Annotated in this window: 11 protein-coding genes and 2 pseudogenes; 5 read left to right on the forward strand and 8 right to left on the reverse strand. The window is 43.9% G+C overall.

The genetic code is table 11. From position 1 onward, the window contains the following. The first annotated feature begins 339 nt into the window (after positions 1 to 339). The 3 genes and pseudogenes from nrdA (at position 340) to yfaE (ending at position 4,106) form a co-directional block, all read left to right on the forward strand. Complete coding sequence (gene nrdA / locus AC0L66_RS11225; RefSeq protein ID WP_265675543.1) at positions 340 to 2,628, forward strand: class 1a ribonucleoside-diphosphate reductase subunit alpha; 2,289 nt, start codon at positions 340 to 342, stop codon at positions 2,626 to 2,628. 68 nt (positions 2,629 to 2,696) lie between these two features. Next, positions 2,697 to 3,831 (forward strand): annotated as a pseudogene (nrdB, locus tag AC0L66_RS11230) (class Ia ribonucleoside-diphosphate reductase subunit beta). Then, complete coding sequence (yfaE, locus tag AC0L66_RS11235) at positions 3,831 to 4,106, forward strand: class I ribonucleotide reductase maintenance protein YfaE (protein WP_265675545.1); 276 nt, start codon at positions 3,831 to 3,833, stop codon at positions 4,104 to 4,106. The pseudogene nrdB and the gene yfaE overlap by 1 nt, the downstream one beginning before the upstream one ends. Before the next feature lie 102 nt (positions 4,107 to 4,208). Here yfaE and AC0L66_RS11240 read toward each other — a convergent pair whose 3' ends face one another. The 4 genes from AC0L66_RS11240 to AC0L66_RS11255 all read right to left on the reverse strand — a co-directional run bounded on the left by AC0L66_RS11240 (position 4,209) and on the right by AC0L66_RS11255 (position 8,080). After that, entirely contained in the window at positions 4,209 to 5,057 is an 849-nt protein-coding gene (locus AC0L66_RS11240) for a sterol desaturase family protein (protein WP_265675546.1), read from the reverse strand. Between the two features lie 12 nt (positions 5,058 to 5,069). After that, the gene (locus tag AC0L66_RS11245) at positions 5,070 to 6,089 is read right to left on the reverse strand and encodes a DUF2804 domain-containing protein (protein WP_473567347.1); all 1,020 of its coding nucleotides are present in this window, start codon (positions 6,087 to 6,089) and stop codon (positions 5,070 to 5,072) included. Positions 6,090 to 6,372: 283 nt separating this feature from the next. After that, the gene (locus AC0L66_RS11250) at positions 6,373 to 6,615 is read right to left on the reverse strand and encodes a hypothetical protein (protein ID WP_265675548.1); all 243 of its coding nucleotides are present in this window, start codon (positions 6,613 to 6,615) and stop codon (positions 6,373 to 6,375) included. A 226-nt stretch (positions 6,616 to 6,841) separates the two neighbouring features. Next, a complete protein-coding gene (locus tag AC0L66_RS11255; protein WP_473567349.1) occupies positions 6,842 to 8,080 on the reverse strand; it encodes a CinA family nicotinamide mononucleotide deamidase-related protein in 1,239 nt (412 codons plus the stop codon). Between the two features lie 162 nt (positions 8,081 to 8,242). On the opposite strand from AC0L66_RS11255, the gene AC0L66_RS11260 reads away from it, so the two are divergent. Then, positions 8,243 to 8,812: a TetR/AcrR family transcriptional regulator gene (locus AC0L66_RS11260; protein ID WP_473567351.1), complete on the forward strand. Its 570-nt coding sequence runs from the start codon at positions 8,243 to 8,245 to the stop codon at positions 8,810 to 8,812. Positions 8,813 to 8,856: 44 nt separating this feature from the next. On the opposite strand, the pseudogene AC0L66_RS11265 reads toward AC0L66_RS11260, so the two are convergent. The 3 genes and pseudogenes from AC0L66_RS11265 to AC0L66_RS11275 all read right to left on the reverse strand — a co-directional run bounded on the left by AC0L66_RS11265 (position 8,857) and on the right by AC0L66_RS11275 (position 11,355). Continuing rightward, positions 8,857 to 10,360: pseudogene (locus AC0L66_RS11265) on the reverse strand (arylsulfatase). 45 nt (positions 10,361 to 10,405) lie between these two features. Further along, complete coding sequence (locus AC0L66_RS11270) at positions 10,406 to 10,807, reverse strand: DUF4345 domain-containing protein (protein WP_473567353.1); 402 nt, start codon at positions 10,805 to 10,807, stop codon at positions 10,406 to 10,408. A gap of 80 nt (positions 10,808 to 10,887) precedes the next feature. Beyond that, positions 10,888 to 11,355 carry a hypothetical protein gene (locus AC0L66_RS11275; protein ID WP_265675552.1) on the reverse strand — a complete coding sequence of 156 codons (468 nt, stop codon included), beginning with the start codon at positions 11,353 to 11,355 and terminating at the stop codon, positions 10,888 to 10,890. Positions 11,356 to 11,873: 518 nt separating this feature from the next. Between AC0L66_RS11275 and AC0L66_RS11280 the strand changes: the two genes are divergently transcribed. Beyond that, a complete protein-coding gene (locus AC0L66_RS11280; RefSeq protein ID WP_473567355.1) occupies positions 11,874 to 12,389 on the forward strand; it encodes a glycine cleavage system transcriptional repressor in 516 nt (171 codons plus the stop codon). Between the two features lie 123 nt (positions 12,390 to 12,512). On the opposite strand, the gene AC0L66_RS11285 is transcribed toward AC0L66_RS11280, so the two are convergent. Then, positions 12,513 to 13,193 carry a DNA-3-methyladenine glycosylase I gene (locus AC0L66_RS11285; protein ID WP_473567357.1) on the reverse strand — a complete coding sequence of 227 codons (681 nt, stop codon included), beginning with the start codon at positions 13,191 to 13,193 and terminating at the stop codon, positions 12,513 to 12,515. Positions 13,194 to 13,259: the final 66 nt, after the last annotated feature.

Consider the following 13,259-nt stretch of genomic DNA (forward strand, 5'->3'; position numbering starts at 1 on the left):
CAGAAATTATCAAAGATCAAGGAATTTTTTTTGAAATGGTTAAAAGAAAACCGTTTTGCTAGCACGCAAATTTCACCGCTAAGTCTGCTCTATCTTCAATGGTTAGTGTCTACTAACTGTTTTTTTCTGTCCCCTGCTTATCCACAGTTCAAACAAATATGTGAACTTGAAAATTTTGGCTTATAGCACTATCTTGTAAGCCGGAATGCAAATTACCCCTATATCTTGTGTTAACAACAAAAAGCCATAGGGCGACTTGGATCACGAAGTCATCGCTAAGACTCAACAAAATTTCATAAAAGCAAGACTTCATATTGTTTTGTTAGGGAACACCTCAGAATGAACCAGCAACTAACCGTTACCAAACGTAATGGCCGCAAAGAAACTATCGATCTTGAGAAGATTCACCGTGTTATCGCATGGGCTGCAGAAGGTCTTCAAAACGTATCAGTCTCACAAGTAGAGTTAAAAGCTCATATCCAGTTTTACGACGGGATAACAACGTCTGATATTCACGAGACCATCATTAAGTCAGCGGCAGATCTTATTTCAGAAGAGACACCAGATTATCAATACTTATCTGCTCGCTTAGCTATCTTCCACCTTCGTAAAAAAGCGTATGGCCAGTACGAGCCACCAACGCTATTTGACCAAGTGTCTAAGATGGTTGAAGCAGGTAAATACGACAAGCACCTTCTTGTTGACTATACCAAAGCTGAATTTGATGAGCTCGATAGCTATATTGACCACACGCGCGATCACGATTTCTCCTACGCCGCTGTTAAACAGCTGGAAGGTAAGTACTTCGTGCAAAACCGCGTAACGGGTCAAATCTTTGAAAGTGCACAGTTCTTGTACATTTTGGTTGCCGCTTGTTTGTTCGCAAAATATCCAAAAGAAACGCGTTTGGATTATATCAAGCGATTCTACGATGCAACTTCGACCTTCAAAATTTCTCTACCTACACCGATTATGTCTGGTGTACGTACTCCTACCCGTCAGTTCAGCTCTTGCGTACTGATTGAGTGTGGTGACAGCCTAGATTCTATTAACGCGACAGCAAGCTCTATTGTTCGTTACGTTTCACAGCGAGCTGGCATTGGTATCAATGCAGGCCGTATTCGTGCTCTAGGTTCGGAAATCCGTGGCGGCGAAGCCTTCCACACTGGCTGTATTCCTTTCTACAAATACTTCCAAACAGCAGTAAAATGTTGCTCTCAAGGTGGTGTTCGTGGCGGTGCAGCAACGGTGTTCTATCCAATGTGGCATGGTGAAGTTCAATCACTACTTGTACTAAAGAACAACCGTGGTGTTGAAGAAAACCGTGTACGTCATATGGACTACGGTGTTCAGCTCAACAAGCTGATGTACTCACGTCTTGTAAAAGGTGGCAATATCACCTTGTTCTCGCCGTCTGACGTACCGGGTTTATACGACGCATTCTTTGAAGATCAAGACGAATTTGAGCGCTTATATGTTCAATACGAAAACGACCCTTCAATCAAAAAAGAAACGGTTAAAGCGGTAGAACTTTTCTCCTTGCTGATGCAAGAGCGTGCTTCAACGGGTCGTATCTACATTCAGAATGTCGATCACTGTAATACACACAGCCCATTTGACTCAAAAGTTGCACCAGTGCGTCAATCTAATCTTTGTTTAGAAATCGCACTACCAACGAAACCGCTCAAAAATGTAGAAGATGACGAAGGCGAAATCGCACTTTGTACTCTGTCTGCATTTAACCTTGGCGCCATCAATGAACTTGATGATCTTGCTGAGCTTTCTAACCTTGTGGTTCGTGCGTTAGACGCACTGCTCGACTACCAAGATTACCCGCTACCAGCAGCGTACAAGTCCACTATGAACCGCCGTACGTTAGGGGTTGGTGTGATTAACTACGCTTACTACTTAGCGAAAAATGGTGTCAAGTACTCAGACGGGTCAGCGAATAATCTGACACACCGCACGTTTGAAGCGATTCAATATCACCTATTGAAGGCGTCTGTTGAGTTATCGAAAGAGCAAGGTCGTTGCCCTCTATTTAACGAAACCAACTACGCGAAAGGTTTGTTGCCTATCGACACTTACAAGAGTGATATCAACTCTTTATGTGACGAGCCACTGCATTACGATTGGGATAAACTCCGCGAAGAAATCATGGAGTTTGGCCTTAGAAACTCAACATTGACTGCACTTATGCCGTCAGAGACGTCATCTCAAATTTCAAATGCGACCAATGGCATTGAGCCGCCTCGTGGCTACGTTTCAGTAAAAGCCTCTAAAGATGGTATTTTGAAGCAAGTTGTGCCTGATTTTGTCAATCTTAAAGAGAACTACGAGTTACTTTGGGAGATTGGCAACAACGACGGTTATCTGCACCTTGTGGGCATCATGCAAAAGTTTGTTGACCAAGCTATCTCAGCTAACACAAACTACGACCCAAGCGTCTATGACAGCGGTAAGGTTCCGATGAAGAAATTACTTCAAGACCTTCTGACTGCCTATAAGTTCGGTGTAAAAACTCTGTACTATCATAACACCCGAGACGGTGCAAAAGATGACCAAGGCGATAAAGGCGTGGTGGTTGAACAAGAAGATGATTGTGCAGGCGGCGGTTGTAAGATTTAACCGTTCATACGACAAATTAGTAACACAGCCCTTTCCTTAGCGAAGGGGCTAAAAAGGATTGCAGCACCATGGCTTACAGTACTTTTACTCAAACAAAAAATAACGCCCTAAAAGAACCAATGTTCTTAGGCCAATATAGTCAACGTAGCGCGTTATGACCAACAAAAATTCGAGATTTTCGAAAAGTTGATCGAGAAACAGCTTTCCTTTTTCTGGCGACCAGAAGAAGTTGACGTATCCAGCGATCGTATCGACTACAACAAGCTACCAGAACATGAAAAGCACATTTTCATCAGTAACTTGAAATATCAAACGTTACTGGATTCAATTCAAGGTCGTAGCCCTAACGTGGCGCTTTTACCATTGGTGTCACTTCCAGAGCTTGAAACTTGGATTGAGACATGGTCGTTCTCTGAAACGATCCACTCTCGCTCCTATACACACATCATTCGCAATATTGTCAATGATCCAAGTGTCGTCTTTGACGACATCGTGGAAAATGAGCACATTTTAAAGCGTGCTAAAGACATTGCGCACTACTACGACGACCTCATTCAAGCAACAAATGACTACCACCGCTACGGCGAAGGTACGCACGTTCTGAATGGTGACGAAGTTAACGTTAGCCTGTATGAGCTTAAGAAAAAACTCTACCTTTGCTTGATGTCAGTGAACGCGTTGGAAGCGATTCGTTTCTACGTAAGTTTTGCTTGTTCATTTGCTTTTGCGGAGCGCGAGCTGATGGAAGGTAACGCAAAAATCATTAAGCTGATTGCACGTGATGAAGCATTGCACCTTACTGGCACGCAGCACATGGTTAACATTCTTCGTAATGGCCAGGATGATTTCTCATTCATGCAAATTGCAGAAGAGTGCAAGCAAGACTGTTTCGACCTGTTTAAAGACGCAGCAGAACAAGAAAAAGAATGGGCTGAATACCTATTCAAAGATGGTTCAATGATTGGCTTGAACAAAGATATCCTATGCCAATACGTAGAGTACATCACTAACGTGCGTATGCAAGCTGTTGGCTTGGGTGTGGCATATCCGGAAGCGACATCGAACCCGATCCCTTGGATTAACGCTTGGTTATCTTCAGATAATGTTCAAGTTGCCCCTCAAGAAGCCGAAATTAGTTCTTATCTTGTTGGTCAAATTGATAATGAAGTAAGTGCGAACGACTTCGAGGACTTCGAACTTTAATGCCAACCATTAAGATAAACGCTATCACGACCATTGAATCTAACCCTTCTAATACGGTCTTAGAGACCCTAGAACAAGCGGGGTTAGAACCAGAGTACAACTGCCGAGACGGTCATTGTGGCGCTTGCCGCTGTACGTTGGTTTCTGGAGAAGTGGAATACGTAGGGTTTGCAATGGCTTACACAAAAAGTAATGAAATATTACCTTGTATCTGTCGGGCGAAAACGAATATTGAACTCGGCGATATTGCGCATCAAGTGAAGAAGCGAGCATAAACAAGCTCCCTCCTCTTTAAACGGCTCTTCATGAGCCGTTTTTTATTGCCGCTCATTTAAATCTGTCGTTAATTTTGTTCTATACCAGCGACCCTAATTGCCTTATTTGTTATCATTCGGCGGCGATAGCATGGTAGTAAGCCGTTGCTTTAACGTTTTGTCTGGTGCAATAACATCCCGCCACATGTCTTTCCACTCGGCAAATGTCACTGTAATGGGATTAAAGCTCTCGACTGGCTTGCTGATGCCATATCTTACCGTCTCCACTTCAGGCTCAAACGTGCCAAATATCCGGTCCCAGACTATCAGCACTCCGGCATAATTTTTATCGATGTATTGCGAATTCCGGCCATGATGAACACGATGATGCGAAGGCGTATTAAACACCCATTCCAACCAACCGAGACGCTTGATCCATTGAGTATGCACGAAAAACTGTAACCCCAAATTCAACAGCACAACGAACACTACCCACTTAGGGTCAAATCCTATGACAATCAGTGGCAACCAGAATAACCACATCCCGGCTAATGGGTACATTAGGCTCTGTCTAAAGGCCGTACTAAAATTCATGCCCTCCGAGCTATGATGAACAACATGTGCCGCCCACATCCAACGAACTCGATGACTCGCTCTATGGAACCAATAATAGAAAAAATCCTGCAAAATCATCAGTAATAAAAACGTTGATAGCGACATTTCTATATCAAACAAGCGCCAGCCAAATACACTCAAATATAAATAGGAAATAAGTAGACCCGCAAGCAGATCAGACAACTGATGCAACCCGGCCAAGCTAAAATTGCACATGAGCTCTTTTAACGAATAATGACCCGACTTAGGTAACCGCCCTGCACGCTGCCCAAATGCATATTCAAGTGCCATCATTGCAATAAAAACAGGGGCAAGCAGCAGTAATAGCCACTCTGGGTTATCAACGATATCAGTCACGCTAAGTTCTCCTTACCATTTTGCATAATGATCTTCCGTCAAACCGAGCACACGGTCTAATGGATAATGATTACCTTCCAGATCCGTTAATACACCGGAAAAGTAACCGACATACTGGCGAAAATTGCTCTTCAATAGCCCAAAGTTGAGCTTTTCTGACCTTAATTGAAGGGGTCGAAAGGTCAGATCGATGGCACCGTCATCCCCATAGATCCGCCATGGTTTATTCGAGTCCAACCGATCAAAATCAAAATGCACACCATTAAGTAGATAACGTTGTCCATCGATCCATAACGTGTTTTCTGTTGCCCCTGTTTCGTTGACACCAGCCGCTAGATTTACACCGATTCGACGCTCATTGACCATCGCATTAAGACTTGCCCAGCGCCAACTGGTCTCTTGCCTCATATAGCCTGCAGAAAAATCATAACCAGCAAGACAAGTCGACACATCAAGCGCTTTACCTTGCACCTTTATATGGCCTGTTACTGCCAAAGCATTGTGTTTTTGTGTATACGTCCAGCCTGAATAGCCCGTAGGCGTACACAGCATGAGCGGGCCTGTTCCCAAGCTTGGAGGGGTCAATGTGATGTCCATACCAAGTAACTCAGAATCAACCGTGACCCGCCATAACCCCTCCTCGATTTCAATCCGTGTTCCCAAGGCGTTAAAATAGCTGATGCTTTGCCATGGCGAAGGCATTAACTGATAGCGATAGCCCAAGGGTTGGATTGTTTTCGCCTCTATAAGCTCATTAGTGGCAATGTCATAGACATAATAGAAACTGTTGCCAAGGTAACGTATGTCAGCCATCGCCACCCCTATGATGTAATCTGGCGTACTAATACTGACAAATTGAAACTGCTTATAATGAAAATACTTCGCCAAGCGATTTGCCGTTTTGTCCATTGTGGTGCGATACACAAAACGTTCTAAACCAAGGTATTTAGGGATAGCAGTAAGGTGACCAAATTCTGGTTCCCCGTTATCGTTAAATAGGCTTTCGATTTCCACCAGCGATGATGCACTCATAATAACTTCATACTCTAACCGTAATAGACGTGTTACATCGAGTATGAGCCATGATTTATAATTGTGATTAAAATTAGAGCAAAAGCACAAAATAGATCACATTTGATGAATGCATTAGTTAATAACTACTGGCTTATCATTCGCTATAGATCACGAACCTACGATAGGTGTCAGACAGCAGAGGTAATAAGAAAAGGGCAGAAATAAATGGCTGAGCATGCCACTACAAAAAGAAAAGCCGGTTTAATAAACCGGCTTAAAAGAGAAAATACGATGTAGACGGCTAATCAACCGTCGCTAGAATGCTATCGGCGGTACCCATCGAGACGGCTTTATCCGCTACGTGACGACCACCATCATCATAAAGTGAAATCTTAAATCCTTCTTCATCAGACAAAAGGTCTTCCATCGGTGCTTTCAACCACATCGCCGCAATATCACCGCATGTTTTACTAAAGGCTTCGCCTAACATGATCTTCTCATTTGCGACTTGGTATACCACACGAATCTTTGATTGTTGAATCATTGCTTCCTCCCTAGACACCACTGTTTCCAGAGTGAACATTGATTCTAATCAATTTTTTAAGAAGAGCTACTCTCAAAAATGAGAATCTGAACTTTTGCTTTAAGATCAATATACTGTGACATAGATCTTATATTTATATAGTGATAACCAATTGGTATATACGCACTTAATTGAATAACTTTCATGAGGGCTATACGGACCAGAAAAAGTCTAACTTACCCGGCCCTTACAGCACACTAGAAGGCACGTAGATCTCCTCTTTACGATTCACGTAGCCATAATCGGGAAACATTGGCTTGCCATCTAAGTAACGTCGTAACATGTCCCCAGCGACCGTAGCAATGATCGTTTTTACATCCTTCGAGCTATACTTGCGCTGTAATTGGAGAATCTGTCCCCACTCTCCTTTCGGTGTCGCAATCGCAACTGAAAATACACCCGACTCAAACTTTCCCGTCGCCAAAGCAATATCTGCCTCGCAATTGCTTTTTGTCGCAGCAGCCAATGCAAGGACTGCACCTAGAGGTTCACCTTCTTTCGTCAAAGGTGAAGACGTCTTGTCACCTAGTATCCATGTTGCACCGCAATACTGAGCTAATGACTCATCATCTTGTAGCCATGCCGACAAGTACCCTTTAGTCGCATGTTCAGATATGGCGAGCGTCGGCTTATGAGTATCCACTAGGTGGCTAATACGAGACAACATTGGCTCATCAACACTGACCACATTTTGATGCAGTAATTTCTCTATCATCGCGAGGAGGCGCACGCCCTTCTCTACATCTTGAGAAGGACCAAAGAGCTTTACTTCAATAAAAGGTAGGTACGAACGATAACCAAGCTCATAGCCGTCTGGCAAAGCAATTACAGACAAGGTATCTGCGATACCTGACTCGGAAAGGCCAAACGTGTACAAACGGCGACAATCTCGGCCCGCTGACTGTCCAAACTGTCGCTTCAAATCTGGTAATATTTGCTCTGTTGCCATCTTTTTAAATTCGCTTGGCACACCAGGGGTAAAGTAAAACAGGCAATCATTGATCATCATTTTAAAGCCACACGCGGTGCCAATTGGGTTATCGACTACCACTGCTCCCTCAGGCAACATCGCTTGTTTGATATTGCTGTCAGGCATGGATTTACCACGTTGAGCATAAAAAGCTGTCAGCGTCTCCAACCAATCTTGGTTCAACACCAAAGGTTGATCCGCGGCTTCGGCAGCCACTTCAGCCGTGAGATCGTCAGACGTAGGGCCCAAGCCACCATTGACAATCACCACATCCAAATTCAAACTCAGCATGACCATCTCTTGTAGCAATGCAGTTCGCTGATCTCCTACCGTTGAGCGCTTCGACATGGAAAACCCATGCTCATAAAATAGACGGCTGAGCCATGCAGCATTGGTATCAACAATATCGCCATACAATACTTCTTCACCAGTACTCAACATTGCAATTTTAAGCATGATCTCTCCTTGTAGGTTTTTCCATAAGGATGACATGAGTTGTTGAAATAGCAATAGCGATTTCGTGGCAAATCACCCGATTAACGATGCTAACGCTACTAGACTGTACGGTCTGTTTGTTCAGGGTTACAATAGTCACCGATTGCAACAAATGGTGGACTTATGGCTGATTTAAAACAAACACTTCTCAACGCTGGGTTTGAGCTCATTAGCGAACACGGATTTGCTGGTATTGGTATTATGAAGATCATTCAACAAGCGAACGCGACGAAAGGCTCTTTCTACCACCATTTCAAATCGAAGGAAGATTTCGGTCGTCAGTTATTAGAGGACTATTTTAAGGACCATCTAAACACGCTCAGTCAATATCTTGAAGACAGCTCCATCACCTTTGAACAGCGAGCGATACGTTATTTCGAGTTCTGGTCAGAATCAAAAGTGACTGAGGACTTTCAGATCAAATGTTTGGTGGTGAAATTGTCCGGAGAAATATCTGGAACATCATCGAGCATGCAAGCCGAGTTAGATAATGGCGCAGAGAAGGTCATCAATCGTATGGCGGGTTACTTCACATCTGGCAACGAGCAAGGTCTGCTGACCATTGAAAACCCTTACATGGCTTCGCGAACACTTTATGCTAAGTGGCTAGGTGCCACACTACTGTGCGCCATGCAAAAAGACCGAACGCACTTAGAGCAAGCCATGACCGAAACTAAGTTACTGATAAAATAAGGGCTGCAAGCAGCCCTTTAATAACTAAGCTAATTAACAACCATTTAGCGCCCTATTCCGGATACATCCACCGCATCCGGCTCAAAAGTGACAGGAGGCCACTCTTTAAAGCTCTCTAAGTGTTGCTGTACCGTCGCCTGAGCGGGACCAAACGCCCACATTTTCTTACCCATCCAGTTGATGTACATACCAGACTCCTCGGCAGCACGCTCGTAAGGGTCACGACGTAGATTAAACAGCAGCGGTGCGTTGAGTTCTTCTTTCGGTCCACTCCAACCGTGGTTTTGCACCACAAAGTGAGCTTTCCAATCACCAACCCGAACCGCTTGGAGTCGATCACGCTCGTAGTATATGATCTCTTTACGGTTTGACGGAGCTAACTCGGTTAGCATTGCTGTTTGATTGTAACCATCCAAATGCGCTTTAAAGCCTTCATAACCAGTCAGCATTTGTTGTTTAAGATCGCTTGGTCCCCCCGCCGCTTCAACAAGCGTAGGTAACCAATCCATACCGTCAAACATGCCGTTGTGTATTTGTCCGGCTGGAATCTTACCTGGCCAGCTCACGATCAGAGGCGCACGAACCCCCCTTCCCATGTCGAGCCTTTTTCACCGTGAAATGGCGTCATACCACCATCAGGCCAAGTCATGATTTCTGGCCCATTATCCGCCGTAAAGATCACAATCGTGTTATCGGCCACGCCCAACTCTTCTAATTTGGCAAGCATCTCACCGACATGATCATCAAGGTCTTTCATCACAACTTCTTGCAAGCCCCAACCGTTTTGTCCAAGCATGGCTTCGTATTCTGGGGACAAGTGGGTCCAAACATGGCCTCTTGACGGGCAATACCAAGTGAAAAAAGGTTTGTCTTGTTTCACCGCATTTTCAATGAAGTTGATCGTATGTTTATTAACCTCATCGTCTAAAGTACGCATGCGTTCGATGGTCAAAGGTCCATCATCTTTGATGGTTTGTCCACCCTTGCCATCTGACTTGGAATGAATCACATTCCGTGGTGCAAATTTCTGGAACGCTTCGTCTTTTGGCCAATCAGGATCTTCGGTGTATTCCATCGCATTAAGATGGTATAGCCAGCCCCAATATTCATCGAAACCATTCATTGTTGGTAGCACTTCATCTCGGTCACCTAAATGGTTCTTACCAAACTGACCCGTTGTATAGCCAAAGGTTTTCAGTATTTCCGGCAGTGTCGGAGTTTCAGCATTCAGCCCTACTGGACTACCTGGAAGGCCAACAGTATGCATGCCTAGGTACGAACGGGAAACTGTCCGGTAATAAATGCTGAGCGCCCTGCGGTGCAAGAAGGCTGAGCATAATAGTCCGTCAGCAACATCCCTTTCTCGGCAATACTATCAATATTGGGCGTCTCACTACTCATTAACCCCCGATGGTAAGCACTTAGGTTAGAGATACCGATATCATCAGTAAAAATAACAAAGATATTTGGTGGCTTTTCATTCGCATTCACAAATGAACTCAAGCCCAATAAACTCACCACTAACCATTTCATTAATATACGGTGCATCCTGCCTCCTAATATATTCACGCGACATTATTCATACGACACTATTCATGCGACACGTTTGATTTTAAAATCATCTTTTTGGAGAAGCACAATCCCTACCACTCCAAATCCTATTTCGAGGAGAAGATATACGACTAACAGCCCATTTGGTATCCCATCAACGACCATGCTTATAACACGACCTAAACCCAGCCCCCACATAAAGACAATCAGACTTTGTAGTGCAGAGCGCGCCATTTTTGGTGTCCCGAAAGCCCCCATCAGCCAATAGACCGCCAATGCAAGATAAAGCCCCATTACAGCACGAAAGATATGACTCACATTCGTCGGTGATGCATCAATATCAAACAGGAAAGGTAAGGTGATACTAGGTACCAACCCATACATTAAAGCAATTGGGATTAGCCCAAGTACCGCCATTAACAAGAACTTTTGTGTATGTGTCATGTTGCGACTCCTGCTTGCTCTTACAGACTAGTTGCTGGTATCCATAAAGCAAACTTTCAGATTTAATAAAGTAAGTTAACTCAAAGCCCTATCTGTGTGAGCAAGCCTTGTAGATTGAAGTGTGTACTGAGATCTAATGCATTGACGAGGCTATAGCTCAAGCCACTCCAACACAAAATAGACGATGACAATAAAATGAAGGTTGTCACTCGATCTTGTCTAAGCCGCCTTGCGACCAAGGTATACAATGGAATGCCAACTAGAACAGGAGCAAGTGTCGCCATTGTTTTATTGCCGTATCTTTTCCATGCCGCAACAAAGCGCCTCAGCTTAGGCCTATGAGGATGAAAGTTCTTTCTTGCATAAAGATAAAAGGAATATCGCCCAATAAACCATCCAAAACAGCCTGCCATCAATGCTGGAAGCACATTAAACAACAACATTTCAGGATAACTAAAACCAACAAAGCCTGCTAATGCCGGACCAGAGTATGTTTTCCAAATACTAAGCAAAGCCATGGCCAAGCCCAGTAGTAAATAACTATCCATATTGCCACCCATTCAATGTACATGCGGTTTTCACCACACTATTTGGCTTAAGTATATGTCCGATAATTGGCTCAATATGATGAAATATTTGTTGCCCGTGTTGGTACACATAATTGAGTTCTGGATCCCCGTATTTAGTGAGCACTTCGTGACATCCAGTAGACCATATCCGGTACCCTAAGATGGTATTATTCCGCGGATTTGCCAATCCAACTCATCGTTACGATATGGTTATCCTCCTAAGAAAGTAATCACACAATAACCAAAACAAACCGGTCGGTCTAGTTATTAAATGTCAGAGAACGGTAAATTAGATCTGCGACAAGAAGGGTATTATAGCTAACTCTTTGTTGACCAAATAAAAACCATGTAAATTGTGCGCCTAATTACAGTTCAATGATCTTGTTTTAGTTTTAGAGTGAATACTTGACGTTCATCATGCGGCGGAACTGTTTTACATCTAAACTGGAATTAACTATTCAATTAGTTATCGGTTTTAAACCCGTGGAGGGAATCTTATGAGCAGTACTACTTTCATCGTCAGCTTTGTCGGTCAAGCCACCCCAGCCACCATCAAAAACTTAGCCGCGATTACTCATGAAAATGGTGGAAAATGGTTGGTGAGTAAAGTGAACTTCCTCGAAGATCATGTTGCGGCCGTCATCAAAGTCGAGCTTCCTAGCGAAAATCAAGCCATCGTCAAACGAGCTTTTGAAGATCATACTAATCTCACGGTTCAGATCACCGATACCGAAAGACATATCCACGATCAAGAAACTATTTATCACCTAAGATTGGATGCTAACGATCGAGCCAGTATTGTGAATGAAATTACTCAATACCTCGACGCACAAGATATTCGCATTTTAGACATGGACTGCCAGCGAGTCTTCCTAGCTGGCGGCGGCGGCATTAGCTCGAGCTTATTCACCGCAAATATCGCCCTTAAAATCCCGCAAGCAATGAAAATTGCCGATATAGCCAATGAATTAGAAGCGCTCAGTGAAGACACTCGTGTTATTTTGGAGTCTTAACCGTCTCCGCAGTATGCTGACTCTTCAAAACCATCGCCTCTGCGATGGTTTTCTTTATCCGTATAAACAGCTAATAGAACAGCGGCTTGAAATTGCAGAACTTACGCCCTATAGATGAACAAGTTAGACCCTGTTTTCTCCAAAACCATAGGCTATGATTTGGCTAATTTCTGACAGCGATCGCCCTGACTCTTGCTGCCACTCTGCAAAAGCCACATTGGCCGCCTTAAGCGCCCGTTTTGTTCCTCTTCCTGAATCCAGCACTTTTGTGTTTCTCAGATAACCTTCTACATCCGAGGACAAAATAAACGTGTCAACACCAAGCTGACGCAATGCATAAGGTCCGGTATTTCCCCCTAATCGGGCGCCATGTTTTTTCAAATGCAGCCACAGCTCCGTCACAGAATCCGCAGGCCAGTTAGACACCATCTCGGCGAAAGAAGCATGCTCAAAACGAGCAGATTGAATCATTCTCGCGTTGCTAGGAATCGACATCACCTTGGTCAGATGTCGAATAATGCGCGGGTCTTGGGCTTTTTGCTCCCAGTGTTCATCTGACAACATCAATAACGGCTCGACTCGAAACTGGAAAAATACGTCTTCAAAGTTATCCCATTTATTACGCACCACTTGCCATGAGATACCGCATTGGAACACCTTCATTGTAAACGCAGCGAGCCATCTATCATCCGATATCGCCAATAATTCTGCTCGCGTAAGGGGCTTGGTAAGCAGAGACTCCAACGCATCGTCACCGCCTTTACGCTCTGAAGCACGAGCGTAAATAGAGGAAAATTTTTCCATATTATCCTTCGTCTTGTCCGACATTTTTTCCACACTATTTTCAACACTATAACACGCTTGATTAAA

The organism is Vibrio sp. GJ43-1 (assembly GCF_055808835.1).